General features: G+C 56.4%; 27 protein-coding genes. 4 read left to right on the top strand and 23 right to left on the bottom strand.

Going from position 1 to position 26,038, the window contains the following annotated elements; genetic code table 11:
* Positions 1-29 precede the first annotated feature (29 nt).
* Positions 30-602, top strand: coding sequence for a Uma2 family endonuclease (locus G7K71_RS18215; RefSeq protein ID WP_166349471.1), 573 nt, complete (start codon positions 30-32; stop codon positions 600-602).
* A gap of 79 nt (positions 603-681) precedes the next feature.
* Here the strand turns inward: G7K71_RS18215 and G7K71_RS18220 are convergent, their stop codons facing one another.
* The 19 genes from G7K71_RS18220 to metK all read right to left on the bottom strand — a co-directional run bounded on the left by G7K71_RS18220 (position 682) and on the right by metK (position 20,978).
* The gene (locus G7K71_RS18220; RefSeq protein ID WP_166349474.1) at positions 682-2,166 is read right to left on the bottom strand and encodes a methyl-accepting chemotaxis protein; all 1,485 of its coding nucleotides are present in this window, start codon (positions 2,164-2,166) and stop codon (positions 682-684) included.
* A 129-nt stretch (positions 2,167-2,295) separates the two neighbouring features.
* Positions 2,296-3,135 carry a homocitrate synthase gene (locus tag G7K71_RS18225; RefSeq protein ID WP_243175097.1) on the bottom strand — a complete coding sequence of 280 codons (840 nt, stop codon included), beginning with the start codon at positions 3,133-3,135 and terminating at the stop codon, positions 2,296-2,298.
* A gap of 88 nt (positions 3,136-3,223) precedes the next feature.
* Positions 3,224-4,039 (bottom strand): radical SAM protein, encoded by an 816-nt coding sequence (locus G7K71_RS18230; RefSeq protein ID WP_166349476.1) that lies wholly within the window; start codon positions 4,037-4,039, stop codon positions 3,224-3,226.
* A 125-nt stretch (positions 4,040-4,164) separates the two neighbouring features.
* Positions 4,165-5,523, bottom strand: coding sequence for a nitrogenase component 1 (locus tag G7K71_RS18235; RefSeq protein WP_166349479.1), 1,359 nt, complete (start codon positions 5,521-5,523; stop codon positions 4,165-4,167).
* A 224-nt stretch (positions 5,524-5,747) separates the two neighbouring features.
* Positions 5,748-7,226, bottom strand: a complete 1,479-nt coding sequence (locus tag G7K71_RS18240) for a nitrogenase component 1 (protein WP_166349481.1) — start codon at positions 7,224-7,226, stop codon at positions 5,748-5,750.
* On the bottom strand, positions 7,217-8,677 hold the full coding sequence (locus tag G7K71_RS18245) for a nitrogenase component I subunit alpha (RefSeq protein WP_013824333.1): 1,461 nt from the start codon (positions 8,675-8,677) through the stop codon (positions 7,217-7,219). Before G7K71_RS18245 ends, G7K71_RS18240 begins: the two co-directional genes overlap by 10 nt.
* Positions 8,678-8,790: 113 nt before the next feature.
* A complete protein-coding gene (locus G7K71_RS18250) occupies positions 8,791-9,153 on the bottom strand; it encodes a P-II family nitrogen regulator (protein WP_013824334.1) in 363 nt (120 codons plus the stop codon).
* 93 nt (positions 9,154-9,246) lie between these two features.
* Positions 9,247-9,564, bottom strand: a complete 318-nt coding sequence (locus tag G7K71_RS18255) for a P-II family nitrogen regulator (RefSeq protein WP_013824335.1) — start codon at positions 9,562-9,564, stop codon at positions 9,247-9,249.
* A gap of 394 nt (positions 9,565-9,958) precedes the next feature.
* The gene (nifH, locus tag G7K71_RS18260) at positions 9,959-10,786 is read right to left on the bottom strand and encodes a nitrogenase iron protein (protein ID WP_072867214.1); all 828 of its coding nucleotides are present in this window, start codon (positions 10,784-10,786) and stop codon (positions 9,959-9,961) included.
* A 235-nt stretch (positions 10,787-11,021) separates the two neighbouring features.
* A complete protein-coding gene (locus G7K71_RS18265) occupies positions 11,022-11,360 on the bottom strand; it encodes a P-II family nitrogen regulator (RefSeq protein WP_166349484.1) in 339 nt (112 codons plus the stop codon).
* A 60-nt stretch (positions 11,361-11,420) separates the two neighbouring features.
* On the bottom strand, positions 11,421-12,803 hold the full coding sequence (locus G7K71_RS18270) for an ammonium transporter (RefSeq protein ID WP_166349641.1): 1,383 nt from the start codon (positions 12,801-12,803) through the stop codon (positions 11,421-11,423).
* A gap of 524 nt (positions 12,804-13,327) precedes the next feature.
* On the bottom strand, positions 13,328-13,996 hold the full coding sequence (locus tag G7K71_RS18275) for an ATP-binding cassette domain-containing protein (RefSeq protein WP_166349487.1): 669 nt from the start codon (positions 13,994-13,996) through the stop codon (positions 13,328-13,330).
* Positions 13,997-13,998: 2 nt separating this feature from the next.
* Positions 13,999-14,679, bottom strand: a complete 681-nt coding sequence (gene modB, locus G7K71_RS18280; protein WP_166349490.1) for a molybdate ABC transporter permease subunit — start codon at positions 14,677-14,679, stop codon at positions 13,999-14,001.
* Between the two features lie 37 nt (positions 14,680-14,716).
* Positions 14,717-15,517: a molybdate ABC transporter substrate-binding protein gene (modA, locus tag G7K71_RS18285; RefSeq protein WP_313885029.1), complete on the bottom strand. Its 801-nt coding sequence runs from the start codon at positions 15,515-15,517 to the stop codon at positions 14,717-14,719.
* A 294-nt stretch (positions 15,518-15,811) separates the two neighbouring features.
* On the bottom strand, positions 15,812-16,150 hold the full coding sequence (locus tag G7K71_RS18290; RefSeq protein WP_166349496.1) for a P-II family nitrogen regulator: 339 nt from the start codon (positions 16,148-16,150) through the stop codon (positions 15,812-15,814).
* Positions 16,151-16,515: 365 nt separating this feature from the next.
* Positions 16,516-17,418, bottom strand: a complete 903-nt coding sequence (locus tag G7K71_RS18295) for a ComF family protein (RefSeq protein WP_166349499.1) — start codon at positions 17,416-17,418, stop codon at positions 16,516-16,518.
* A 20-nt stretch (positions 17,419-17,438) separates the two neighbouring features.
* The gene (locus G7K71_RS18300) at positions 17,439-19,127 is read right to left on the bottom strand and encodes a diguanylate cyclase (RefSeq protein WP_243175169.1); all 1,689 of its coding nucleotides are present in this window, start codon (positions 19,125-19,127) and stop codon (positions 17,439-17,441) included.
* Positions 19,128-19,195: 68 nt separating this feature from the next.
* Entirely contained in the window at positions 19,196-19,684 is a 489-nt protein-coding gene (locus tag G7K71_RS18305; RefSeq protein ID WP_166349505.1) for a hypothetical protein, read from the bottom strand.
* A 103-nt stretch (positions 19,685-19,787) separates the two neighbouring features.
* A complete protein-coding gene (gene metK, locus G7K71_RS18310) occupies positions 19,788-20,978 on the bottom strand; it encodes a methionine adenosyltransferase (protein WP_166349508.1) in 1,191 nt (396 codons plus the stop codon).
* Positions 20,979-21,252: 274 nt separating this feature from the next.
* On the opposite strand from metK, the gene G7K71_RS18315 reads away from it, so the two are divergent.
* The gene (locus G7K71_RS18315) at positions 21,253-21,477 is read left to right on the top strand and encodes a DUF1659 domain-containing protein (protein ID WP_013824349.1); all 225 of its coding nucleotides are present in this window, start codon (positions 21,253-21,255) and stop codon (positions 21,475-21,477) included.
* Between the two features lie 445 nt (positions 21,478-21,922).
* Positions 21,923-22,156 carry a DUF2922 domain-containing protein gene (locus G7K71_RS18320; protein WP_013824350.1) on the top strand — a complete coding sequence of 78 codons (234 nt, stop codon included), beginning with the start codon at positions 21,923-21,925 and terminating at the stop codon, positions 22,154-22,156.
* 253 nt (positions 22,157-22,409) lie between these two features.
* Here the strand turns inward: G7K71_RS18320 and G7K71_RS18325 are convergent, their stop codons facing one another.
* The 3 genes from G7K71_RS18325 to G7K71_RS18335 form a co-directional block, all read right to left on the bottom strand.
* Positions 22,410-24,059: a recombinase family protein gene (locus tag G7K71_RS18325; protein WP_166349511.1), complete on the bottom strand. Its 1,650-nt coding sequence runs from the start codon at positions 24,057-24,059 to the stop codon at positions 22,410-22,412.
* A 2-nt stretch (positions 24,060-24,061) separates the two neighbouring features.
* Positions 24,062-24,250, bottom strand: a complete 189-nt coding sequence (locus G7K71_RS18330; protein ID WP_166349514.1) for a hypothetical protein — start codon at positions 24,248-24,250, stop codon at positions 24,062-24,064.
* A gap of 216 nt (positions 24,251-24,466) precedes the next feature.
* Positions 24,467-24,994: a hypothetical protein gene (locus G7K71_RS18335; protein WP_166349517.1), complete on the bottom strand. Its 528-nt coding sequence runs from the start codon at positions 24,992-24,994 to the stop codon at positions 24,467-24,469.
* 232 nt (positions 24,995-25,226) lie between these two features.
* Between G7K71_RS18335 and G7K71_RS18340 the strand changes: the two genes are divergently transcribed.
* Positions 25,227-25,595 (top strand): hypothetical protein, encoded by a 369-nt coding sequence (locus G7K71_RS18340; protein WP_166349520.1) that lies wholly within the window; start codon positions 25,227-25,229, stop codon positions 25,593-25,595.
* 91 nt (positions 25,596-25,686) lie between these two features.
* On the opposite strand, the gene G7K71_RS18345 is transcribed toward G7K71_RS18340, so the two are convergent.
* Positions 25,687-25,902, bottom strand: coding sequence for a helix-turn-helix domain-containing protein (locus G7K71_RS18345; protein WP_121450793.1), 216 nt, complete (start codon positions 25,900-25,902; stop codon positions 25,687-25,689).
* Between the last annotated feature and the right edge of the window lie 136 nt (positions 25,903-26,038).

A 26,038-nucleotide genomic window follows, 5' to 3' on the forward strand; every position in this document is an offset into this window, starting at 1 on the left:
CTGTAATTACTTTTCGGGAGGTTATGTTAATGAACCCGACCTCCATTGAGATCCCCCCAAAAGAGTTATACACCTATGAAGATTACGCCAGGCTGCCCGAAGGCGCACCCTACCAGCTGATCGGAGGGAAGCTGGTTATGACACCCTCTCCATCTACATTTCACCAACTCGTCCTGGTCCGCCTGCTGGGCCATTTCCTGAATTACCAGGCAAAAGAGAACAGGGGCACCGTTCTGGTTTCTCCCGTGGATGTTTATTTTAATCATGAGGAAACCTTCCAGCCGGATATCATCTTTATATCCAGAGAAAGAACCCATATTATCGAACACAATAAAATTAACGGCGCCCCCGACCTGGTGGTGGAAATTCTCTCCCCCTCCACCGCCTATTATGACCTGCGGAAAAAATACAGGGTTTACGAAAGATACGGGGTAAAGGAATACTGGATCGTGGACCCGGAAGATGAAACGGTGGAAATATACCTGAACAAGGATGGCCGGTTCATACTGCACCAGCAAGTGAGGCGCCAGGGAGTGGTGACCTCCGCTATTCTCGACGGATTTAAAGTAGAGGTAGCAGAGCTACTTGTGCAAATGCCTTAATGTTGATCCGCACAAGAATTCTCATCCCTGCAAGACATTCCCCCCCTCATGGGGGTTCATTTAATTTCCGTGCCGGATCTTACCGGTTGTTCAAGGTGATATCCGCAGCCAGCACCCCTATTACCTGACCCGCCTCATCCCGTATGGGCAAAGACAGGGTCCGGCAGGGCTGCCGGGTGATGGCCGAAATATAAACCGGAGAAAAGTATTCCTCCCCCGCCATGGCCTTTTGCCACCAGGGGCGGATACGCGCGTTGGCCAGGGCGGCCGGCGGCTGGGAGAAAATAAAGGTGCCGTCGCCGCGGTTGGAATAAACCGCTTCAATGCCGGTCTGCGGGGCCAGCCAGTCATGCAGGAGGGCGCCGTGAGCCGCCGGGTCCAGGGTCTGTATTTCCGGGCGGGCGGCCAGTTCCCGCAAAGCTTCCATCACCTGTTCCATGTGCATTTTTTCCGATTCATTCAGCTTACCAGCCTCTTCTTCCGGGTCGCCGGCAGCCGCGTTTTTCTCCACCAGTGCGGCCACCCCGGCCAGCAGCTCGCTCACGCTCTGAATGCTGGCAAAGCTGTTTTCCAGCACCTCCACCGCAGCACCCATTTGCTGCAGGTAACTATCGATTTCCTGGTAAGCCTCCCCGACCCGCCGGCTCATACCGGCCACACCACGCTCAATGTCGGCAATGCTCTCCCTGATGTGCCCGGCTTCCTCCACACCGGCCGTAATCCCCTCTTCTCCGGCCCTAATCTGGAGCGCCACCTGGACCACCTTTTCTTTAATCCCTTCCAGGATGGCACCGGTCCTTTCCACGGCCTGCTGGGTACGGTCGGATAGCTTTTTCACCTCTCCGGCCACAATGGTAAAACCCCGGCCGTGCTCGCCGGCCCGGGCCGCTTCTATGGCGGCGTTCAGGGAAAGGAGCCGGGTGTGCTGGGATATCTGCCCGATGCTGGCCACAATTTCGTCCACCTGGTTCACTGCCTGGCTCAACGTGCCGATCTCGCCGGCCACCCGGGAGGAATCGGAACGGATGCGGTTGACGGCCTCCAGCACCCTTTGGAGGACTTCCCGGCACTTTTCCACCAGCCGCCGGTTTGCCTCTGCCTCCCGGCCCAGTTCCTGACCGAGTCCGGAGATGGCCCTGGCGGCCTCCTGCAGTTTTTGAAAGGTTGCCACGGCCTGCCGGGCGTTCCGGCTGACCAGGGACATCTGTTCCACGGCGGCGGAAACCTGTTCCGCCGTCACCCGGTAATCCCTGGACAGGATGCGTGCCCTGTCCTCCTGCTCCTTTATCTCCTGCCATAAATCATGTACAGCCGGAAGATCCACTTCCGCCTCTTTACCGGCCCTTCGGCTTTTGATCCCGGCCGCTAGTTTGCCTAATAACCTCCTGTTTTCCCGCCTGCAATAAGAAGTAACCACTGCCGTAGCCACCAGTGCCCCCAGAAATGCGCCAACCGGTACGGCCACCGGAAGCGGCCACCACCAGCCCGGAATGATTCCGGCCAACCCGCCAAAGATAACCGGAAGGACAAAGCGCGTCACCGCAGATCCCGTCTTCCTCTCCATTCCCTCCTGCCCCTTTCTCTGATCATAAAAAATCTTTCTTCGTTGAAAGAAGCGGGAAAGAGCGCCTTTGCCCTTCTCCGATTATTTTAGCACCACGGCGAAGGGAAATCTACCACCCGGATACTGTTTTCAAGCGTAACATCCCTGTTTTCCCCCGTGTTCCGGGGAGGGCCGCCCGGCGGCACGGGCAACAAAGCGGCCCAGAAGGGGGAGATAACGGGTGTCCAGTCCAGGGTCCAGACCGTAAAGTCCGGCAAGTACCCGGTATAGTTCCTCCAGGGAAGTATTCCCCGCCCTTTCCCCCACCCCGCCGACGGTAACATCCACCCATTCCACGCCCGCCTTTATGGCCGCCAGGGCGTTGGCCGTGGCCAGGCCGAAGTCGTTGTGCCCGTGGAATTCCAGCTCCAGATCCACCCGCTCCTTCAGCCAGATGAGGCGTTCAAAGGTGGTAAACGGGTCCAGGACGCCCACGGTGTCGCAGTACCGCAGACGCTCCGCGCCCAGCTCCCGGGCCAGTAAGGCAAATTCCAGTACGAATTCCGGGTCCGCCCTGGAGGCGTCCTCCGCTCCCACCGTTACCGGCAGCCCGTACCCTGCGGCGTAAAGGCAGGCCTGCTTCAAACGCTGTAGCACCCACTGTCTGTTCTGCCCCAGCTTGTACTTAATTTGAATGTCCGAAACGGGCGCAGAAATGTGCACGTGCCGCGCCCCGCAGGCCAGGGAGGCACGAATATCCGCCGGCACCACCCTGTTCCAGGTGCTCACCCGGCTCCTCAAACCCAAACGGACAATGGCCGCAATGGCCTGCTGCTCCACTTCCCCCATGGCCGGGGTACCCGCCTCGATCTGGGCCACCCCCAGGCGATCCAGCATCCTGGCGATGGTCACCTTTTCCTGCAGGTTGAAAGCCACCCCCGGCGCCTGCTCTCCATCCCTCAGGGTCGTATCCACAATATGCACCTGCATCAGTTTCACCTCCGGATAAAATGACTGGTGGTACGGGGTAGAGAAACGGCAGGGCAAATCTACCCTGCCGCCCGCACAATTTAAAATCTCATGACAGCATCCCCACCGCATCTGCCCGGCAGCGCCGGCAGTGGGTCACCTGTTCAATAATGGGAGACAGTTTTTGACGCAACAGGTTGACCCGCTCCGGCGGCGGTGGAAGCAGGCCGGCAAACTTCCCCTGGGGAATCAGGGGGATAATGTTCATGACATGCGCCCCGGCCGCCTTCACCGCCCGGGCCACCTCTTCCAGGTGATGGTCATTGACTCCGGGAATAAGCACGCTGTTTACTTTAACGACCATGCCCAGTTCCCGGGCCAGGCGGATGCCCGCATGCTGGGCCCGCCACAGCAGTTCCGCCCCGGCATTCCCCTTATATACCCGCCCCCGGTAAGATACGTAATCGTAAATCCGGCTGCCCACCGCCGGTGAAACAGCGTTCACCGTCACCGTCACCGCCCGCACCCCCGCTTCCCACAACCCCGGCAGCTTTTCAGCCAGCAGCAGGCCGTTGGTGCTGATACATTTGATCAGCTCCGGAAAACGGTGATGCACCAGCCGCAAGGTATACATAGTGGCTTTATTGGCCAGGGGCTCCCCGGGACCCGCAACGCCTACCACCCGGATGCGCCCGTCCCTTTCCACTACCCGTTTCACGTATTGCAGGGCTTCCCCCGGGGTCATCAGGCGGCTGGTCACGCCGGGGCGGTTTTCATTAGCGCAATCATAGAGCCGGGTACAATAACGACACTTTATGTTGCAGTCCGGCGCCACCGGCAGGTGTACGCGCCCGAACCACCTGGCGGCGGCTTTATTATAGCAGGGATGTTCCCTGGTTATTTCCTCACAGGCTGGATCTCTCATTCTCGTTTATCCCCCTCTCCATATACCGCACGTGTCTGGCCACCGTAAATATTCGGTGAACCTGGTTGGATGCGGCGCTGTCCCCGCTCACTCCAGTGCTCCGCGCCGACAGCACCGCATCTCCGTCATAACGGTTTTACTGAATATTTACTGGCCACCATTTCTTCGCCTTCCTCACGCATGAACCCGCTATTACCCAGCCGCCACACCGGGGCTCCCACCAGGGCCGCCACTTCCCGGGCCAGGTTCACAAAACCGTTGAAGCCGGCGTAAGGGCTTGTTTCCTGGGGAAAGACCAGGAAGGGTATGCCCATCTTATGGGCCATGAATCTTTCCCTGGTGCCCCCCACCAGCAGGTCCGGCCGGTACCGGTGCAAAAATTCCTCCAGCTCCCGCTGGTGGGCATCATCAATCATCGGCGTTCCCCGGCCCAGGCAGCGGCGGGACTCGGTATAATCTTCCCGGCAGCCGAACTGGGAGCCGCACAAAACCACCTCCATGCCCAGTTCGCCAAAGGCCCTGGCCATGGAACCCATGCGTGAAGCGCCAAAAAACAGGGCCACCCGCCTGCCTGCCAGGCGTCTCAGGTAAGGAAGCGCCCTCTGCCTGGCGGCTTCCGCCTCCTTTTCCACCCACGCCGCCTCCCCCGGGCGGTTGAAGAAAGCAGCAATGGCCTGCAGTGCCGCCGCGGTTTCGGCCAAACCAAAAAAGGAAACCTTCCGCCAGGGAATGCCGAAGCGCTCTTCCATCTTCCGGGCCAGCCAGCGCCCGGTACGCCCGCAGTGCACGATATTGAGCCCGGCCCGGTGAGCCCGGGCCATATTTTCTACCGTCGCCCGGCCGGACACGGCACAGATAATATTTAAACCGAGACGCTGCAACAACTGCTCAATTTCCTTCAAATCCCCCTGAACGTCAAACTCACCAAGTATGTTTACACTGTTCTCCAGGGGCGGCCCGGCCGGAGCACGCCCGATAAAATGCTCGAGCAGGGCTGCCGCGGCGACATCGTGCCCTTTACCCTGGCTCACCCCGCCGAAACCGGGACAGTTGACCGGCACCACCGGCAGGCCCAGGGAGGCCGATGCCCGTTTGCAGATTGCCTCCACGTCTTCACCGATCAGTCCTACCGCGCAGGTAGTGTAAACCAGCACGGCAGAAGACCGGGGACGCAAACTTACTGCTTCCCTGATGGCATCTTCCAGTTTTTGCCCGGCACCAAAGACAATCTCCTTTTCACCCAGGGCAGTGGAAAACACCCTGTAGTTCTTTTTACGCACCGTCCCGCTGTAGTAAGCACAACCCACCGGCCCGTGGATAAGGTGAACCGCGTCCCTGATGGCTGCCAGCATCCAGCGGGCTCCGTAAAGCAGGCAGGCCCGCTGGGAAACTACCCCGGGGAGGGTACGCCGGTCACATGCGGGTATCTCCACCACTTCCAGGTGCCCGGCCCGTTCAGGTATTACATCAATGGGTATTTTCATAGTTATCCTCTCCTTAATCGAAAAGCATCCCCTCTTGAGCCCAACGGGCCTCTTCTCAAAACCACCCGTTGCTTTGTGTTGTTTATTAATTGAGCCGGGACCGGCCGGACGCCCTGGGGAGCTTTCACGCCCCCCACTGGCCGGCCCGACCCAAACCTGGCGTTTCCTGACAATATTTAAGGAATGAATCGTGGCAACTATCACCCGGAATTCCATAAAAGTCCCTACAACTGCTGGGTACGGTCATCGGGGTACTGGTAATCCAGCATGCTGTTTACAATTTCCGCAAGCAGCATTTCCCCGCCCCGGTAACCCACAATGGGACGTTTTTGATAACCGAAGCGGTCGTAGATGGGGAAACCTACCCGCACCAGCGGTACCTGCAGCTCACGGGAGATGTCCACTGCCCGGGAATTACCGATAATCAGGTCCAGGCGCGGTTGTTTTTTCAGGTACTCCTCAAACTCAAACAGGTCGCCGCCATTGATGATCAGCGGCGGTTCGCCTCCGTAGCCCGCTTCGGCCAGGATGGCCTCCACATCGTGGACGAAGGTCTTGCTGGCCGTACCACCGGCCAGGGCCACCGGCTCCATCCCCATTTCCAGCACGAAGCGGGTGACACCGAGCACTATATCGGGATCCCCCATGATAGCCACCTTTTTCATCATGGTGTGGTGCAGGGTGTCGGCCAGGGAATCGACTAGCCGTCCCCTTTCCCGCAAGAGGCTTTCGGGGATGGGTTTTCCGGTTATCTCCCGCAGCGCCTTTAAAAAGGCATCGGTACCCTGTACCCCAACCGGCGGTGGACCAACCACGGCACGCACGCCGTATTTGCGCTCCAGGTAGCGGGCGCCGGCCTGGCCGGCGTGGGGCTGCAGGGCAAAGGTGGCCAGCGAATTGGCCATGTCTCTGATTTCCCCCACCGCAGTACCCCCAGGAGGATAGTAGGGGACGGACATTGGCGGCTCCAGGGGAGCGTCCAGGGTATCGGAAATGTCAAAGAGCACTATCGCCTCCACACCCATGTGGCGCAGCAGGTGCTTGATTTCCCGGATGTCGCCCGGGTAAAATAGACCCGGAATGATGTTCACCTTGCCGTTGGGTTCGCCCTTAGTGGTGGCCAGGGTCTCCACAAAGGCACGGGAGGCCCGGTCATAACCTTCCACATGGGACCCGGCAAAGCTGGGGGTGTTGACCAGCACTATGGGGATCCGGTCCGCTTTCTCAGGTCCGATCTCTTTACGCAGGTTGGCCCTGGCCATTTTAATAAAGCTGACCATATCGTCGCCGATAATTTCACTGGAACAGGTGGTCACCACACCAATCAGCTCCGGCCAGTAACGCACCACCAGGTTGCGAATGCCCTCCACCAGGTTGCGCCGGCCGCCAAAAACCGCCGCATCCTCATGGAAAGAGGCGGTGGCGATAACGGCCGGTTCTTTAAAAATACGGCAGAACGTATACCGTACGTAAGTGGTACAGCCCTGGGCACCCTGGACAAAAGGGATCGCCTTCCTTACTCCCAGCACCGCCCACATGGCTCCCAGGGGCATACAGGTGCGGTTGGGATTGATCACCACAGCCCTGTTCGCGGAGGGAATCAGCTCCGCCGGCCGCTCACAATACTCCGGCGCCGCCGGGACTTTTTCGATTTTTATCTGATCGTAAGGTATGCCCGTAACGGGAATTTCCTTTAGCTGCATGACCCTTCCTCCTCGTCTTTTGCCGGAGCACCATCAATGCCCCACTGGTATTTCCAAACCGGTGCATAAAGAGCCTGGTAGATATCCCGGGCGAAATTAACCATACCGACAAAGCCGGCATAAGGACCTTTTTCGTAGGAGTGGGAGTTTACCGTGGGAATGCCCATCTTGCGCGCGATATATTTTTCTTTCAGCCCGGTTAAAAACAGGTCCGGCTTTTCGGTCTTAAGCATCTCTTCGATCTCAAACTCGTTGGGGTTGTCAATAACCAGCATTCCCTCCGGCGCCCGGGCGTTGATCTTTTCATAGTCGTCTTCGTGGGCAAAGGTGCAGGCGACGGCCACCACGGTCATCCCCAGTTCCTCCATCAGCTTGATCCAGTGCCATACCCGGGGGCCGCCGACGTAAATGGCCACCCGCTTGCCCTTTAACTTTTCCCGGTAGAAAGCCAGGCTCTTTTCCACCCGCTTCATTTCCCCGGCAATCACCTTTTCGGCCCGCTCCTCCAGGCCAAAGAAGGCGGCAGTTTTCCGCAGCGCTTCTGCAGTCTGCTTAATCCCGAAGAGCGAGACGCGGATAAATGGAATGTTAAACCCGTCTTTGATCATGTGGGCGATATATTCGGCGGAACGCTGGCAGTGCACCACGTTTAATTTCACATCGGGCATCTTGACCAGGTTTTCGATGCGCTCGTTACCGCTGAAAACGGCTGCAATACGCACGCCGATTTTCTCAAAGAGCGGCCTGACTATCTTTAAATCCCAGTCCATGTTGTACTCGCCAATCAAGCAGATGTCATAGGGAGTTTTCTCTTCTTCAGACATTTTCAGCTCCGGCCGGCGCTCCCTCAACTGCCGTATCTGCCGGTAAAACTGGGTGTTAAAGTCGTGGTGCCCCCTGGACTGGCTCACCCCGGAACAACCCGGTGATTCGGAAGTGAAGATCAGCTTGCCGGTTTTCTTTTCCACCTGCCGGGCTATCGCCTGCACGTCGTCGCCGATCAGGCCCGTGGTGCAGGTGGTGAAGATGATCAATCCCTTTGCCTCAGGGAACAGCCGGATGGCTTCCAGGCAGGCCTGTTCCAGCTTTTTCATGCCCCCGAAGACAACATCTTTTTCCTGCATGTCGGTACACATGCAGTAGCGGCGGTTGAAGGCGACATTGGTCAGGCGGGTGGGCGTAGCCCAGGGATAAAAGTCGGATAGATGCCGCCGCGTACCCCACGTGTACCAGGCGCAACCTGCCGGCGCGTGAACCAATTGAATGACGTCGGAAATTGGTCCGCCCACGACCCCGCGGGCACCGGCAAAAGCTCACCCGCGCTCGGTCATATCTCCCGGAATGGTGGCGATATTACAGGCGGGAATTATGGATTTCTCCTTTTCTGTGCGGTAAATATGCTTATCCCGCTCGGGAATCGTTTCGTTGCACTTCATTCTTACCACAGGCATGATTTCATTCCTCCCCTCACGTCTTTCGCGACAGCCGTCCCCCCGGCCGGAGGACTATTGCCACACTTCATTTAAGCGTGCAATTCCCGGACACTTTATGACCCGTTCTGTTATCAGATGGCTGCCGGGCCTTTTTCCCCCGTGCGTACCCGGACTACCTCTTCTACAGGGCAGACAAAGATACGTCCGTCTCCTATCCGGCCGGTACGGTTGATTTTGATGATTGCAGCCACGACCAGGGACACGTCCCGGTCGTCCACCACCAGGGAAATCATCCGTTTGGGCACGTATTTCATCCCGCCCTCCTGCTTTTCCAGTTCGGGGTTGACGGCAAAGGTCACTTCACCCGTGATTCCCTTCTGCTTGCCCCGCCCCACCACCTTGCAGGCGTTCAGACCCGGAAAACCCAGCACGGCCAGGGCTTCTTTAGTGGCGTTAATTTTATTGGGCCTGATAATGGCAACTACTTCCTTCATGGCATATTCACCCCCGCGCAAAATCCACCGGAGAGTGCCGGTGCCAGCGGCGTTTTACCGGCCTCCGGCAAGAATCCGTTAACCTCCCGCGGGTTACAGCCCCGCAGCACCGGTGCGTACAGTGTAGGCCTCATCAACCGGGGTGATGAAGATTTTCCCGTCACCGAAGTTTCCGGTATAAGCAGCTCTGGTAACGATTTCCACCACTTCCGCCGCCTTATCGTCCTCTACCACCAGCATGATCATCACCTTGGGCAGCTCGTCGTAGTATATGCTGCCCACATGAATGCCCTTTTGCTTGCCCCGCCCAACCACATCCATTTTGGTCAGGGCTACGTATCCAGCTTCAGCCAGGGCGTCCACCACTTCCTCACTTTTTTCGGGACGGATGATGGCCCTGATCATTTTCATACTATAACCTCCCCGGTGTAACAATTTTTTCCTCATTCCTCTGAGGCTTCAGTTACATATGCCCTGAGTTATCCCCAGTTTTAAGAGCGTGATTTAGCTCGAAAGCGAGCGACTTGAGCCAAGCGGAAGACCAAACTTAGCGAAATTGAGGACGGAGGCGGAGCCGAGGCCCTGGATGGCCGGAATGGAGATTAGAGGTCGGAAGTTAGAAGTCGGAACAGAGGAAGGGAATTCGCGCAGCGGATTCCAACATCAGTTCCAACCTCTGACATCTGATTTCCAAATTTGCCGGGAACCCCGCCGGAGTCCGAAAATTGAGCGCTAGTTTGGTCCGCGAGGCGAAATTTAAGCGAGCGGGAGCTAAATCACGCCTGGCGAAAAAGTGGGGATACCGTTACTCCAGCAGGCCGTATTTGACCACCAGGCTCTCCATCTCGTCCATGGTCATGGGTTGCGGAATGACGAACATATCGTTATCAATAATTTTTCTGGCCAGCTCCCTGTACTCCCGGGCCTGGTTGCAATTCGGATCGAACTGGGTCACCGTCTGGCGGTTAAATTCCGCTTTTTGGACGATATTGTCCCGCGGGATAAAGTGAATCATCTGGGTACCGATTCTGGAGCAAAACTCTTCCATCAATTCCCTCTCCCCATCAACGTTACGGCTGTTGCAGATAATACCCCCCAGCCTGACGCCGCTCTGTTCGGCATACTTGACCATACCGCGGCAGATGTTATTGGCGGCATAAAGAGCCATCATTTCCCCCGAAGCCACAATGTAGATCTCCTGGGCCTTGCCTTCACGCACCGGCATGGCAAAACCACCGCAGACAACGTCACCCAGCACGTCGAAAAAGATGAAATCCAGGTCCGGCGTATAAGCACCCAGCTCTTCCATCAAACTGATGGCCGTGATCACACCCCTACCGGCACAACCAACACCCGGTTCCGGCCCCCCGGACTCGACACACTTGATCCCGCAAAACCCGGTCTTTACCACCCGGTCGATGGTCACCGCGTCCTCTCCGAATTCCCGCAGGGTATCCATCACCGTCTCCTGCGGCTTGCCGCCAAGAATTAACCGCGTGCAGTCCGCCTTGGGATCGCAGCCATGGATCAAAACTTTTTTCCCGTAGAAATGGGCCAGGGCGGCAGCGGTATTTTGCTGGGTGGTGGATTTGCCAATACCACCCTTTCCGTAAATGGCAATTTTTCTGGTCATGATCAGCCCTCCATATCTTTTATTCAATGTAAAAAGGTGCCGTTTCCCCGGGGGGATACCGGCACCTTTGCCCGCAACAACTTCACTGTTCACTAAATTAAAGAGGCGCCACGGGATTAGAGGAAGGAGGGTAAATCCTTTAAACCCGAGGCGCCAATGCCAGTTCTCAAACATCTTTGTTTTAACGCCAGGAAAACCTCACCTGCGAGTAGCAATTGCCTTTTCCAGGGAATCATCAGATGGCGCTTTCACCGGTTTCACCGGTACGAATGCGAATGGCGTTTTCCACCGGATAGGTAAAGATCTTGCCGTCGCCGATTTCACCGGTACGTGCGGCTTCGGTAATCAGCTTTACCACCTCATCTACAAATTTATCGGCAATGACAATTTCCACTTTGATTTTGGGCAGCAGGTTAATGCTGTATTCCGTACCCCGGTAAACCTCGGTGCGACCCTTTTGCAGGCCACAGCCGATTACCTGCGATACGGTCATACCATGTATGCCGAATCTTCCCAAAGCATCTTTAACGTCTTCCAACTTACCGGGGCGGATGATGCATTCAATTTTGGTCATTGAGGTTCCCCCTTTACTTCACGTAGTCCATGTCCCGGGAAAAAGCAGCTTTAATTTATCTTACACACCGGCTTCCCTGGTAGTGACCACGGTAGAATGAGAACCCGATAAGCTTTGAATGCGGCTCACCGGTGCGCCCAGCACCATATCCGAATAGGCATCCTCACCATGCTGGGTGATATCCAGACCCTGTACCTCTTCATCTTCGCTGGCCCGCAACTTGAAGAACAATCCCACCACCTTGAGGATGACGAAAGTCATAACGGCGGCAAACAGCCAGCTGGCCAGTACGCTGATAAACTGGATCCACAGCTGATGGGGGTTGCCAAAGAGCAGCCCGTCAACACCGGCAGGGTTAACAGCCCTGGAAGCAAACAGGCCGGTGGCCAGCGCGCCCCACGTACCGCCGATACCGTGCACGCCGAAAGCGTCAAGTGAATCATCATAACCCAGCCGGGTCTTGACCACACTCACCGCCAGGTAGCAGACCACGCCGGCCACCAGGCCGATGATTACGGCAGGAATGGGACCGACAAAGCCGGAAGCGGGGGTGATGGCCACCAGACCGGCCACCAGGCCGCTGGCACCGCCAAGCACGGTAGGCTTGCCGTGACGGATCCACTCGGCAAAGACCCAGGAAAGGGCTGCCGCTGCAGCGGCCGTGTTGGTCACCACAAAAGCGCTGGCCGCCAGGCCGCTGGCCGAAAGGGCGCTGCCGGCGTTAAAGCCGAACCACCCAAACCACAGCAGCGCTGCTCCCAGGACCGTAAGGGGCAGGTTATGGGGCACCATCGGCTCCGAACCGTAACCCTTGCGCCGGCCCAGCACCAGGGCCGCGATCAGGCCGGATACGCCGGAGGAAATGTGCACCACCGTGCCGCCGGCAAAGTCCAGGGCGCCCAGGTTGCGCAACCAGCCATCAACGCCCCATACCCAGTGGGCCAGGGGGTCGTAAACGAAAGTCGACCAGAGCAGGGTAAAGGCTACAAAAGCCGGGAAACGCATGCGCTCAGCAAAGGACCCGGTAATCAGGGCCGCCGTAATGACCGCAAACATCATCTGGAAGGCCATAAAAGCCAGGTGCGGAATGGTAGCCGAATAATCGGCATTGGGTTCTTGACCCACACCGTTTAAGCCAAGCCAGGAAAGGTCACCGATTAACCCCCCCTGGTCGGGACCAAAAGCCAGGCTGTAACCCCAGAGCACCCACTGTACTGAAATCAGGGCCATGATAAACAGGCTCTGCATGATCGTGCTGAGGGTATTCTTGCGCCTGACCATACCACCGTAAAACAGGGCCACTCCGGGCAGGGTCATGAGCATCACCAGTGCTGCAGAGATAAGTATGAATGCGGTATCTCCCGTATCAATTTGAGCTTCACCGGCCCAGGCCAGACCGGGTGCGGCCAGCAATACCAGGGGTAAAAGGTAAAGGCCATTCATGATTCGCCTGTACACTTACACCAACCTCCTATCCAAACCTACCCTGGTTTCTGCACCTCCAGCCGCTGCAGTCTCCGGATCCTGCTGTAACGGCCGAAGATGGCCTGTATCTTATCGCCCGGGGTGAACGGCGCCAATTCACCGGACGGACGTTTCCTGCAAAACGCAAAAAGGGTGCTTTAATGGAGCAACATTGCTCCCTTTAAAGCACCCTTGCTTTGAGCTCACGCTGGTATGATAAAAAGGCGCCCTTCAGAAGAAACACCTTCTGAAAAAGCGCCTTTGCTTGATCTCCGCCATTGGATATACCGTTTGTACGGGATAAAACGCCTCCTAACGGAACCCTCCCTTAGAAGGCGCCCTTGCCTCCTTAGATACTCCCCTGTATCTGCCTCTGTTCAGATTATAAGTCAGGGAGAATTTGTTGTCAACACTTTTTTAAAGTTTAAAGAAAACGGCTGGAAGGCACTCTCTTATCCAGACTTTCTCATAACCCAGGATCAGCCAGTATATGCCGGGGCTTATTACGTACTAAAGCAAATGGCCTGTTCGCCCTTCTCATTTATGTTCGCCACCGGTCGCAAAACCCTGTCCGCCAGTTCCTCCTCACACCGGCAGTGGGTTACCAGCACAAAGGGAATCCCCCACTGCCTGTGCAGTTGTTTTAATTCCCCGCGGAGTCTCTCCCGCAGGTTTCTATCCAGCGCCGACAGGGGCTCGTCCAGTAGCAAAAGAGCCGGTTCGCTCACCAGCGCCCTGGCCAGGGCCACCCGCTGTTTTTCCCCGCCTGATAGCTGGGCGGGATAACGGTCCTGAAGGTGGCTTATACCCAGCAGTTCCAAAACTTCCCGTAAGATCTGTTCCCGCTTCTTTCTTCCATTAACCCTTGCTGCCCCGTACAAAATATTGTCCTTCACCGTCATGTGCTCAAAGAGAGCATACGCCTGAAAAATAAAACCGATACCCCTCTTGTGCGGTGGCAGGTTAATTCTTTTTGTCTTATTAAAAAGCATTTTCCCCCGCAGATTGATGTATCCAAGATCGGGCTTTTGCAACCCGGCCAGGCACTCCAGGATGGTCGTCTTGCCGGAACCCGAGGGACCGGACAGGACCAGGATTTCTCCCTCACGGACAGCAAACCTGGCCGTCAAGATAAAATCCGGTAGTTTTTTCTGAAAGTCAACTTCGAGCATGCTCATCCCCTCCTCCGCAGCGCATGGCGCGCAACCCTGTTCCTCGACCACCAGTTCAGCCAGAAAATGACGGCAAATGAAAAGAGCAAAACGATGACCACCAGGGGCACGGCCGTCCCATAATCACCTGCTTCGACGGCAAAGTAAATGGCCATGGGAACGGTTTGGGTTTTGCCGGGGATATTCCCGGCCACCATCAGGGTGGCGCCGAATTCCCCCAGCGCCCGGGCAAAGGCCAGCACCAGACCTGCCATAATCCCCGGCCAGGCCAGGGGCAGGCTCACCGTGAAAAAAACCCGTATCTCTCCGGCCCCAAGGGTACGGGCGGCGCGTTCCTGGTTGATATCCACACTTTCAAAGGCCGCCTTGGCATTCTGGTACATCAAGGGGAAAGCTACCACCGCCGAAGCGATCACCGCTGACCACCAGGTAAAAAGTATCTGGCCCGGAAAAACCCAGGCCAGCGGGCCGTTCCGGCCAAGGAACAGAAGCAGGCCAAACCCCACTACCGTAGGAGGAAGTACCAGGGGGAGAAGCAAAACGGCTTCCAACGTATCTTTTCCCGGAAAATGAGCGCGGGTAAGCAGGCGGGCACATGCTACCCCGCTTACAGACGCCACCGCCGTGGCCAGAAGAGCCACGCGCAAGGATAGAAGTAAAGCGGCCAGCGCTTCGTCCGACATAACCGTCCTCCTTTCCACGAACTCCCGTTTAAACTGGTTACTGCACATCCGAAAGCGGCGTGAAACCATATCTGGCAAAAACTCCGGCCGCCTCCGGCCCCGCAAGATAGTTAAGAAAATCAAGGGCGGTTTCTTTTTCCTTGCTGTTGCCGGCTACAGCCCCGGTAAAGAAAACCGGGCGGCAGGCTTCCTCCGGCGCTTCGGCGGCAATCCTTATTTTGGACGAAGTTGCGGCGGTAGACCGCCAAACCAGGCCCGCGTCCACGTTTCCCGTTTCCACGTACGTTTTTACCTGCTGCACGTCTTTAGCCAGAACCAGTTTCACGTTCACCTTATCCCACAACCCCAGGTTAACCAGCGTTTCCTTCGCCCACTCTCCTGCCGGGACGATGGCCGGATCACCAATGCTTACCTTGCCGACGCCAGGAGAAGCGAGGCCGGCAAAATCCTTCACCTTTCCACTTTCTTTCGGCGTAATGATCACCAGTTTATCGGCCAGGATTTTTCTGCGGGTGGCTTTGTCGATTAAACTTTCCTTTTCCAGGGTATCCATCTGCTTTTCGCCGGGAAAAATAACGATGTCGGCCGGCGCCCCCTGTTCAATTTGCTTCTGTAACGTCCCGGACCCGGCAAAGTTAAAGGAGATTTTTATTCCCGGGTGGCTCTGAAGGTAGAGGTTCGCCACCTCCGGAAGGGCATCCTTCAGGCCCGCGCCGGCAAAAACCATGAGTTCCGGGGCAGGTGAAGTCTTTTGCTCAGCCCCGGGGGTACCACACCCGGAAACCACGCCGATCAACAAACCAGCCACTAACAGCAATATGCCACCTGGCTTCTTCACTTTTATCCGCCCTCCATTCATTTTTTAACCACAGGATACGGTAAACCAAAAAGGCGCTTTTCGAAAAGACCGCTCTTTTCGAAAAGCGCCTTTGCCTGCTTTCCACCTTTGGATGACCTGTTGTCCATGACAAAACGGCTTTTAACGGGATCCCGTCAAAAAGCGCCCCTGCCCGGTCGATACCCCCTGTACCTTTAGTTGATCACAGTATAATCGGGACGGAACCGGGCGTCAATACTTTTTTTAAGAAACTGAACCAGGAGTGGAAAGCCCTGCTGTTTTTAACGACGGGCTTCACAATGCTTCTTCTCCTTCCTCGCCGGTCCTGATGCGCAGGGCATTTTCCAGCGGGTAGATAAAAATCTTGCCGTCGCCTATTTCGCCCGTCCGGGCGGCACCGGAAATAATCCGGACCACTTCATCCACCCACCGGTCGGGAACGGCAATCTCTATTTTTACTTTGGGCAACAGGTTAATGCTATACTCATGGCCCCGGTAAATGCTCACCCGCCCCCGCTGCAGCCCGCAACCCAGCACCTGGCTGACCGTCATACCGTGAATACCAAAACGCCCCAGGGCTTCCTTGACCGCTTCCAGTTTGGCCGGTCGAATGATGGCTTCAATCTTTTTCACCAGCACAATCCCCCTCGATTGACACTGCATCACGGAAAAAAGAAAGCCCCAAGACGTAAAAATACACTGTCCTGGGACTTCATCGGCCCGGTTGATACAGCATTGTATCATTATTCCACCATATATTTTAAACCATTAAGGGACATATTACAAGGTGGGACAGCACGATATACAAATACTGCGCACGGACGGCACCCGGCACCGTCCAACCGGGATCGCCATGTCGAAAAACGCCTGTGGAAAAGTCTCCTGTGGATGAAAAAGCTGTGGATAATGTGGATAAGCCTGTTAATAACCAGCCGGATAACCCTTTCGGATTTGGATAAACTGTTGGTAAGCGTAAATTTTGTCACATTGGGTTACATTTATGCATCCCCCGGCGGACCCGCTGTCGAATTCCGCAAACAAAAAGGGGCAGCCACGGTGACCACGTAGACCCCCGCCGCACCCGCCGCAAGAAGGGTACTGGTACATTCCCGGACGGTCGAGCCGGTGGTGATAACATCATCCACCAGGAGCACCACCCGCCCCGGCAGCAGAACATCCGCCGCAACAGCAAAGCAGCCTGACAGATTGCTTAAACGGTTTGCGCGGGACAGCCCGGTCTGGGGAGGAGTTTCCCGCACCTTGCGCAGGGCCGGCACAAGGGACCAGCCCAGCGTCAGGGACAGCTCCCGGGCCAGCAATTCGGCCTGATTAAACCCCCGGGCCTGTAAGCGTTTCCGGGAAAGGGGCACCGGTACCACAAGGGGAAGCGTTCCAGGGGGAACCAATTCCCGGGCCACCGCGGCCAGCAGATGTCCCAGGGGGCGTGCCAGTCCCCGCTCCCGGCGAAACTTCAGGCGCAGGACAGCTTCCTTCAACACGCCTTCGTAGGGACCGATGGCCCGGGCTGCGTTAAAGGGAGGGCGCTCGACCCCACACCGGGGGCAGGGCGGGTGCGGGAAAGGAGCACCGCCCCGGCCGGTGGACCGGGAAGTTGTAACAAGACCCCCACCGCCAGACTCTCCGGGTTCCTCACCAGGGGTGCCGGTTCTTTTTCCTGACGGCATCTGAAAGCAGCCGCAAATAGTACAGCCAACCGGCATTCTGTTGTCCAGGAACATCTCCCGGCACCTGGAGCAAAGCTCTCCATCTTCCGCCGCGGCACCACAGAGGGGACACCCCCGGGACGGGGGAAATAGCAAATCCAGAAAATCGCTCCACAGTACCCGCAAGGGGTTTAAGAGACGGCGCATCCCGATCAGCTCCCACTTCCCACTTCCCACTTCTCACCTCCCACTTCTCACTACCGCGGCAGTTCGGCTAACTGCTCGTACAACACCACGCGATCTTTGCCTGCTTTTTTGGCCCCGTAAAGTGCCTGGTCGGCCCGTTGCACCAGCGTGGTTACATCCACCGCATCCTGGGGGCAGGCCGCTACCCCCAGGCTGATCCGTACCTGCCGGGGCATGCCCTCTACCGCAAAATGATGTTCCCGCACCAGCCGCCTCAGCTCCCCGGCCAGGGCACCGGCCCGGGCGGCATCACAGCCGGGCAGGAGGATGGCAAATTCTTCCCCACCGTACCGGCAAACCACCCCCGCCTCACCCACGGCATCCCGCAGGAGCCTGGCCAGCTCCACCAGCACTGCATCCCCGGCCACGTGCCCGAAGCGGTCGTTGATCAGCTTGAAATTATCCACATCCAGCATGATCAGCGCCAGGGGCAGACCGGCATCCCGGGTGCGCCGGTACTCGACATCGGCCCGGTAAGTGAAATAACGGTGATTGTAAATGCCCGTCAGGCCGTCGGTATTGGCGCTTTCCGCCAGGCGCTTCATTAAAATGGTGTTGGCAATGGCCACCGCCACCTGGCCGCAAATGACGGAGATGGTGTGCAGGTGGTTTTCATTAAAGGCAAAGGGGCGTTTATCCCCGATGACCAGAGCACCCACCGTCCTTGTATCGGCCAAAAGGGGAATAACCATTAAAGAACGCAGCACCTGGAACAATCCCGGTTCCTGCCGAACCCGGGGATCTTCCCGCACATCGTGAATAATTTCCGGCTCACCGTTTTCTATGACCCAGCCGATAAAACCTTCCCCCGAAAAAACCACGCTCTTACATAATTTTTCCCTGAAAGGACCGGCAGCCGCCCGGGCCTTAAAATATCGCTTTTCCTCAGACCACAGGTAAATTACCCCGCTATGATAAGATACCACCCGGCGGGTCTCCTTGAGCACCAGATCCAGGATTTCCTGCACATCAAGCCTCTGGCTCAATCCCCGGGCCACATGGTAGAGGGCCAGCAATTCCCTGTTGGTCAGCTCCATATGCACGTACAACCGCAAGACAAACTGTACCACCAGAACGGGCAGGAAAAGGAGAACAACACCGGACAACCCTGCTTCGCGGTATAAAAGGGCCATGAGCAACCCTATGGGGATGCTGAACAGGCAGGTAAACCCGTCCCAGCGCAGGGCATCCCACCAGGAAAGCAGGGGGTAAAGGGATCTCTTGGGGGCAACGTACAAAGAGACCAGCAGGTGATTCACCAGAAAGTAGGTCCCCGAAAAGGCAAGGAGGCCGGCGGCCAGTTCCACCGTAAGCCGGTTGCCGGCCGCACCGGCAACCCGGAGAAAAACGTAGTTTCCGGCCATCACCGCCAGCACATGCTGGGCGGCATTGAAAAAAACGGTCCGCAGGGGATTGCCCCGGGGCAAAAACCCCTGGCTGATCAGGGTGGCCAGGGCCCCGGTCCAGGCAGCTGCCGGCGCATCGAAAAGGATAAAGGTAGCCAGAACCAGAGCAAAACCCCCCGACAGCTGGCCGTGGGGAAAGTTGACCGCCAGCCACTCGGCGGCCACCCCCAGGACGATGAAAGCCAGAAAATGCCTGCCGTAATCCAGGTCCAGAAAAGAAAAAAGGCGCGCCAGGCCCCACGCACCCAGGCCGATGACCAGCCAGGTGTAGGCAACGTGGGTAATGCGACGCATGCCCTTCAAAATTCCTCACCTCAAGGGTTTATTTCGACAAAAAGGATCGATTACCTCCTTATCGTTCTTCAGGCCGCCAGGCCCATCTGCCGCAGAACGGGTATGCGTAAAAGACTCCGGTCCTGCAAACCCCGGGCATCGTAATACCAGGTGGGTCTTTTCCCACCAACCAGGCCGTTCCGGGGCTCTCCCGGCAGGCGCACCAGCATGGCCGAAAGGGCTGTCTTTTCCTCACCGCTGGTTTCCCTCGCCCGCAGGGCGCTGAAGCCCAGTCTGCGGCCAAGGATGCGGGCAATGTCAAAGGTATCGTCGCAACTGTGCTCATCCACCACCACGGCCATTTCCACCCGGGGCAACAAAAGTTCACACCCAAGGGCCAGACGGCGCAAAAAACCTTCGCAGGCCTGATCCTGGTTGCTCAGGAGCAACACCAGTTTTCCCCGGCTCTGCCCGGCATAACGGCGGTAAACCAGAACCAGGCGGCACACCTTCACCACTACCAGAACGAGCCACACCAGCCAGAGCGCCAGGAGAAACTGCACCAGCAAGTCAATCACCCCCGTATTCGCCCCTGCTCCACCATATGCAGGACCGCGAACGGGGGTGAAAGGATTACCCGGCGTTTTAAATTGCTTAACTCAATTCTATGTGCCTGGTCTCCTACGCTCCCGCTTCCTTGCGCAAAATCTCGGCCTTGTCGGTGCGCTCCCAGGGGAGGTCGATGTCGGTGCGGCCGAAGTGGCCGTAGGCAGCAGTACGGCGGTAGATGGGCCGGCGCAAATCCAGAGCTTTGATGATTCCGGCCGGGCGCAGGTCAAAATGTTCCCGGATCAGTTTGACCAGAAGTTCATCACCGACCCTGCCGGTACCGAAGGTATCCACCATTATGGACACCGGACGGGCCACACCGATGGCGTAGGCCAGCTGCACCTCGCACTTATCGGCCAGCCCGGCGGCTACGATGTTCTTGGCCACATAGCGGGCGGCATAGCTGGCGGAACGGTCCACCTTGGTGGGATCTTTACCGGAAAAACAGCCGCCGCCGTGCCGGGCCATACCGCCGTAGGTATCCACAATAATTTTGCGCCCGGTCAGACCAGTATCCCCCTGGGGACCGCCAATGACAAAACGGCCGGTGGGGTTAATGAAGTAACGGGTGGTGGAGTTGAGCAGTTCCGGCGGTATGATCGGCCGGACAACTTTTTCGATCAGGTCTTCCCGGATCTGGTCCAGGGGCACACGGGGGTGATGCTGGGCCGAAATGACCACCGTATCAATGCGCACCGGCCGGTCGTCTTCATATTCCACCGTCACCTGCACCTTGCCGTCCGGGCGCAGATAGGGCAGTTCCCGGGTCTTCCTGACCGTGGCCAGCCGGCGGGCCAGCCGGTGGGCCAGGGCAATGGGAAGAGGCATAAACTCTTTTGTTTCATTGGTGGCAAAGCCAAACATCATGCCCTGGTCCCCCGCACCAATGGCTTCAATTTCCGAATCGGTCATCTCCCCGGAGCGGGCCTCCAGGGCCCTATCCACGCCCATGGCAATATCCGGCGATTGCTCGTCAATGGAAGTGACCACCGCACAGGTGTCGCAGTCAAAGCCGTATTTGGCCCGGGTATAGCCAATCTCCCGCACCGTTTCCCGGGCAATGCGGGGGATGTCTACATAACATTTGGTGGTAATCTCGCCGGCCACGAGAATCAAACCGGTGGTGACCAGCGTTTCGCAGGCCACCCGGGCGTCCGGGTCCCGGGCAATAATCTCATCCAGAATGGCATCGGAAATCTGATCGGCCACCTTATCCGGGTGGCCTTCGGTAACTGATTCTGAAGTAAACAGCCTCCTGGCCATGACAACCCACCTCCATGTCCTGCGGGCAAAAACTGCCACGACTATTCTAGCAAATAGCCCGAATAGTGTCAAATTAAATCAACATCAATCTTGAAAATCGGCAACAGCACGGGCCAACCATATTCTGGCATACAGCAAGCGCCTGAAATAGAACTGCTCCAAAATTAGACATGAACTGACAAATTCTGGCCTTGACGGTACCCCCTGCCCGGGGTATAATAAAACCACAAGACGAACACGTGTTCGGTCAAAGCTCAAGGAGGTGTTTCACGTTATGGCAGTGAGCAGGGTTCCCAGCACCACGGTCCTGCGGCTGGTGCTGCAAACCGGCGTTGACGGGGAGGGCAACCCGGTCTACCGCAACAAAAACCTGAACAACGTGCGCCCCGATGCCGCCGACCAGGATCTCTTTGATGTAGCCCAGGCCCTGGCCGGCCTGCAGGAATACCCCCTGGCCGGCGTGAACCGGATTGACAGCGCCCGCCTGGTGCAGGTGTAATGGTTAACGCATAGGGAGGCGGGGCCGGTTTGGATACAGGCCCCGCCTGTTGATCCCCCCTGTCGATTAGAAAGCAGGTTCCCCTGGCACGACTAAAAGCCGGCCCAAACGTAAATATTCAGTAAAACCGTTATGAGGAGGATGCGGCGCTGTCCGGAGCGAACGACTTGCGAAGCGCCGGTAACAGCACCCGGTGAAGCGAGGCTGCCGGCTCGGCTCTCGAGGACGCATGATGAACTACCCGGAAGAAGACCTTTTAAGACATACTGTTTCAAGAGGTAACAACGAAGAATGATTAGTAGCGGGCAATCCGCAGAGAGCCAGAGCCGGCCCGAAGCGAGCCGCGGTGCTGTCGGCGCGGAGCACCGGAGTGAGCGGGGGACAGCGCCGCATCTAACCAGGTTCACTGAATATTTACGCCAAAACAATAAGGAGGTGCATTTTTATGGCTGTCACCACCACCCAGACCCTGCGCATGGTTTTTAAAAATCAAAGCGGCTCCAACTTCACCATCAGCCTGGACAACCCCCGGGATAACGTTACCGCCGCTGAAATCGAAGCCGTAATGGACCTGATCATCAGCAGGAACGTCTTTCTCACCGGCGGCGGCGCCCTGGTATCCAAGCAGGATGTACAGATCGTCGACCGCACCACCAACGACCTGTACGACCCGGCCTAAACCATCCCCTTCAACATCCCGGCCCCCGGCAACACTGCCGGGGGCCGGCCTCCCCGAGCCACAAACTTTGGAAGACGTAAGAAGGGATTCCAAGGTTGGTATTCGGCTTTAGCCGAATGCCTTCTTAATCCCACTTCTCACCTCTCACTTCTCACTTCTCATATCCGGAGGTGCTGCCTTGTGGAAACCATTTTGCAGGCTGTAGGTAACCTGGGCTTTCCCATTGTTCCCTAGTCACGACCGAACACATGTATTAAATTGAACGTATTACCTTCAATTTAATCTCCCCTTGCTGTTGCTCGCTCGCGCCGACAGTGCGCTCTACTTCCAGAAGGTTCACGTTATAATATATCTCGATTTGTTTTCCAGATAAAACCACCCTATCTATAATCTGTGCCAGCATTTTCTTTTTAACGGGCACAGGAGATGATTTAAACAGCTCCAACCAACGGGGCGCGACCCGCATAAAAGCCTTAACCTTATCCTGCTCGCATACTGCCGTTTGCAACTCGTTTCTCACAGCAGAGAGGGATTCCTCTAATTCCCGGATATTTTTCTCCCATTTGGAGATTTCTGTGGCAATACGTTCTTCAGAGTATAGACTGCTGTGGGGGTCCGCAAAATACATGTTCAGGCGCTCAACCCATGAGTCCAGTATGCGCTTGGCCTTTGAGATTTCGCGGTTCAGTTCTCTTTCTCTTTTTTGAGCGATAGAAAGAGAGGCTGCCTGCTTTCCCCTCAGGTATTCCGCTAAATCACCAAGATCTATTTTTTGCAAAAACTGCTCAAGTTCGTCCATAAAAATTTTATCGATAATATGCTGTTCATATTGGGTTTGCCCGTTGCAGAACTGAGACCCCCGCCGGTTTTTCGTAGAGCAAACGTAGGCCCTCCTGATCTTTCCGTTTGGCAGGCGCCTTGTAGATGAAAGGAAACCCCGCCCGCATGAACCGCACTTTAAAAAGCCTGTCAGCAGAGATGTGCTTTCTATCGCTCTTCCACTTATTTTGCTGTGTTCGGCAATTTGTCTCATATTCCGCGTTACCTTAAGCCAGGTTTCGAGCGGTATTATCTGCAACTCGGGAATAGGCAAGGGGTTCCCGTTTTCATCCCGGGGTATTATGATCTCAGGATTGTTAAGATCATAAGAACAAGAAGATTTATCGCGCCTGGTTGAACGGTTGTAGGCAGGTAATCCCGCCACAATAGGGTTTTGCATGACCCTTCTAACGGTATAACCTGTCCATAAACGACCGTTTTTCGTCCGGTAACCTTGCTGGTTGAGCCATTTGGCGATTTTATTTCCCCCCGCACCGTCTTCGGCCATTTCAAACATAATCTGAATTACCCGGGCCTCCTCGGGATCAATTTCTATGCTTACATTCTTCTTTTGCGAATACCTGAATCCGTACGGAGGCCTCCCCCCGGACCATTTGCCTTTTCTCGCCATGTCTATCATGGCCCGAGATACCCGGATAGACGTGTTCCGGGACTCCGTTTCGGCCTGCCACCCCTCGATAAACCTGATAAGCTTCTCGGCCTGATCTTCGATGTTGAGGACTTTTTCGTCTGCCACACTGATCACTGTGATACCGAGCTTGCTCAGTTCCCAGAGAACCAGGGGATATTCGAAACTGTTCCTGCTAAGCCTGTCGGCTTTAAACACCAGCAGGACGTCGAATTTACCGGCGGCCGCGTCCTTGATGATATCCTGTATAACATCCCTGTTTTTGAAGGATTTCTTGTATGCGGATACGCCCGACTCGAAATACTCCGCGGCCAGTTCCCAGCCCTTCTGGGCAACAAAAGCGTATACAGCGTGCTGTTGCAACGGAATGGTTTCTTCTTGATTATTCTTCACCTGTTTCAAAGTCGATACGCGATATAAAGCAGCAGCCCGCATAATTAGTGACCCCTTGAAACATATGGTGCACTGGCCAGAATTAGCTCTACAACTTGTCGCTTGAATTTTTTCAGGCGTTCATCACTATCTTCGGTATTGGCCGGAAAAACATGCACCACCGTATACTCGCTTTTTTTATGCTCTACCATTATTTTCGATGAGTCTGTTGTGTTCTCCTTTATTCTTCCCACATTCAACACCCCCTTGACGTCCTCCCCCCGAATGAATTCAGTAAAAAACAAAAAAGCCGGGTAGCTACATACCCGAGCAACCTTCAGCTAACAAGATAACAAACGGGTTCGTAAACCCGGCTCCCAGTACCGCTTCCCTGGCCAACCTTATCGCCCAGGCACAGCAGAGCCTCGGCATCCTCCCCGGCAGCCTGGCAGAGGCAGTAGGTGCACTCCCTAACCCAGTCCCCCCATCTTTGCGTTCCATGCCTGCCCTACGGCTGCACTCTTTATGCGGCCGGAGCTGTTCTTCCACTTCGTCCGCTTTCCACCACAATTCGCGATTGTACCCCCGCCGGCCTCCGCCGCGGCCAGTCTTGAAACGTCCTTAGCATTTATGTTCCCGGCTTTCCTGGCTGATCGTTGCCGCCGTGCCATATTCCGTTGCCTCTTGAATTCCCTTATGTCCCCTTCATTGTATAAAGAATCATATGTAACACCCAGCATTCTGGCCAGCAGTCTCAACCCTTCCGCCTTCTCATGTCTCCACACTATCCTTATGATTTCTCGCCTGGCTCCCGGGGTTGACTGCCGCCGGTATTCCCAGGCATATCTTCTCAATTCGCTCAAAGACAAAAGACCCACCCTTTCTCCCGCTTTTCGCCGCACGCAGAAAGAGAGCATGCGTGCGCCCCCGGCGCGCCACGTGGAGGCAGCGGTAATTCGCGCCGGTACGGTACCTTGCCCGGAGCTGCGCTCACGCACCGTGGAGCAGACCACCCTCACACTTTCCCGCCCGGGGTGCGCCAAACGGGAAAAGTGAAAGCAGCCCCCTCGCACGGCTCCCTGGTTTCAGGGTTACGGGATGCACCGTCGCGCAGAACACTCCCAGTTATCCCCTCAGGGGTCCCCGTTTTCCGGTCCGGTGGCCCGGCGGCAACCGACTGCGCCGCGGCGCCTGCCCGGCAGGGCCGGACCGCCGCTGGGGGGAAGGGCTATGTCAAGGAACATCGCCACAGAATTCGCGCACCAGCCTGCACGTCTGTGGAGGGCTTTACCCGGACGGGACGCCATCCCCGCCGCGGGTGCGGCTCTTCCGGGCGGCCGCCTTCCCCCAGGTTTAACCCTCGCTGGCGGGTACGACTGTTTCCCGGACCGTCGTCGTCCTCCCGGCGGTTTCACCCCCCGCCGGCCGGGTCAAGTGGACTGCGTTGCGCTGCACCCCTGGTTTTACTGCCGCAACCACTCTCCCACGCCCCTACGGGCCACTGTATCAGGAGGCGATGCGGCAGGACTTGCAGAGGGGCTTCCGGATTATCCCCTCTCCCATGCCGTCAAGAGCTTGACGGCCAGGGACAGGAGATAATGCGTAATTAATGAAAACAGAGACATTTCCTCATAACTTTACAATTTCGTGTCTGCAGGAAAAATCTGTTTACCGGGAGAACTAAAAGTAATCAAGCTTTATGGAAGTCAGCTTCGTCCAACAGGGCGGTTACGGGTACGTCAAGTGCTGAGGAAATTTTATAAAGGTCTTGAACCGTTACGGCAGTACGTCCGCGCTCCATACGGCTTACCTCGGCCTGGGAAATGCCCAGTTTGGCAGCCAGTTCCGCCTGGGTCAGCTTGCTTTTTTGGCGCAACATACGTATTTTGCTTCCTACCGGGACCATGGCATTTTAACCTCCAGATTTATTATATTCGTTATACGTATTTTAGTCAACATATTTTATACGAATTGCGTGTTTGCAAATTCAACTATTAGGCGATAATATTTCAGAGATAATATTATACGTAATCCGTATATCA

The sequence above is a fragment of the Desulfofundulus sp. TPOSR genome, from assembly GCF_011393055.1.
Classification (GTDB): Bacteria; Bacillota; Desulfotomaculia; order Desulfotomaculales; family Desulfovirgulaceae; genus Desulfofundulus; species Desulfofundulus kuznetsovii.

Excerpts from the sequence above, each read along its gene's own strand:
- G7K71_RS18255 (WP_013824335.1), bottom strand. The coding sequence starts at position 9,564 with ATGAAAATGATCAGGGCCATCATCCGTCCCGAAAAAAGTGAGGAAGTG.
- G7K71_RS18270 (WP_166349641.1), bottom strand. The coding sequence starts at position 12,803 with ATGAATGGCCTTTACCTTTTACCCCTGGTATTGCTGGCCGCACCCGGT.
- G7K71_RS18235 (WP_166349479.1), bottom strand. The coding sequence starts at position 5,523 with ATGAAAATACCCATTGATGTAATACCTGAACGGGCCGGGCACCTGGAA.
- G7K71_RS18225 (WP_243175097.1), bottom strand. The coding sequence starts at position 3,135 with ATGCAGGTGCATATTGTGGATACGACCCTGAGGGATGGAGAGCAGGCG.
- G7K71_RS18325 (WP_166349511.1), bottom strand. The coding sequence starts at position 24,059 with ATGCGGGCTGCTGCTTTATATCGCGTATCGACTTTGAAACAGGTGAAG.
- G7K71_RS18240 (WP_166349481.1), bottom strand. The coding sequence starts at position 7,226 with ATGCAGCTAAAGGAAATTCCCGTTACGGGCATACCTTACGATCAGATA.
- metK (WP_166349508.1), bottom strand. The coding sequence starts at position 20,978 with ATGGCCAGGAGGCTGTTTACTTCAGAATCAGTTACCGAAGGCCACCCG.
- G7K71_RS18250 (WP_013824334.1), bottom strand. The coding sequence starts at position 9,153 with ATGAAGGAAGTAGTTGCCATTATCAGGCCCAATAAAATTAACGCCACT.
- G7K71_RS18265 (WP_166349484.1), bottom strand. The coding sequence starts at position 11,360 with ATGACCAAAATTGAATGCATCATCCGCCCCGGTAAGTTGGAAGACGTT.
- G7K71_RS18345 (WP_121450793.1), bottom strand. The coding sequence starts at position 25,902 with ATGGTCCCGGTAGGAAGCAAAATACGTATGTTGCGCCAAAAAAGCAAG.
- modB (WP_166349490.1), bottom strand. The coding sequence starts at position 14,679 with ATGTCGGACGAAGCGCTGGCCGCTTTACTTCTATCCTTGCGCGTGGCT.
- G7K71_RS18340 (WP_166349520.1), top strand. The coding sequence starts at position 25,227 with ATGTCAAGGAACATCGCCACAGAATTCGCGCACCAGCCTGCACGTCTG.
- nifH (WP_072867214.1), bottom strand. The coding sequence starts at position 10,786 with ATGACCAGAAAAATTGCCATTTACGGAAAGGGTGGTATTGGCAAATCC.
- G7K71_RS18220 (WP_166349474.1), bottom strand. The coding sequence starts at position 2,166 with ATGGAGAGGAAGACGGGATCTGCGGTGACGCGCTTTGTCCTTCCGGTT.
- G7K71_RS18275 (WP_166349487.1), bottom strand. The coding sequence starts at position 13,996 with ATGCTCGAAGTTGACTTTCAGAAAAAACTACCGGATTTTATCTTGACG.
- G7K71_RS18320 (WP_013824350.1), top strand. The coding sequence starts at position 21,923 with ATGGCTGTCACCACCACCCAGACCCTGCGCATGGTTTTTAAAAATCAA.
- G7K71_RS18315 (WP_013824349.1), top strand. The coding sequence starts at position 21,253 with ATGGCAGTGAGCAGGGTTCCCAGCACCACGGTCCTGCGGCTGGTGCTG.
- G7K71_RS18230 (WP_166349476.1), bottom strand. The coding sequence starts at position 4,039 with ATGAGAGATCCAGCCTGTGAGGAAATAACCAGGGAACATCCCTGCTAT.
- G7K71_RS18300 (WP_243175169.1), bottom strand. The coding sequence starts at position 19,127 with ATGCGTCGCATTACCCACGTTGCCTACACCTGGCTGGTCATCGGCCTG.
- G7K71_RS18215 (WP_166349471.1), top strand. The coding sequence starts at position 30 with ATGAACCCGACCTCCATTGAGATCCCCCCAAAAGAGTTATACACCTAT.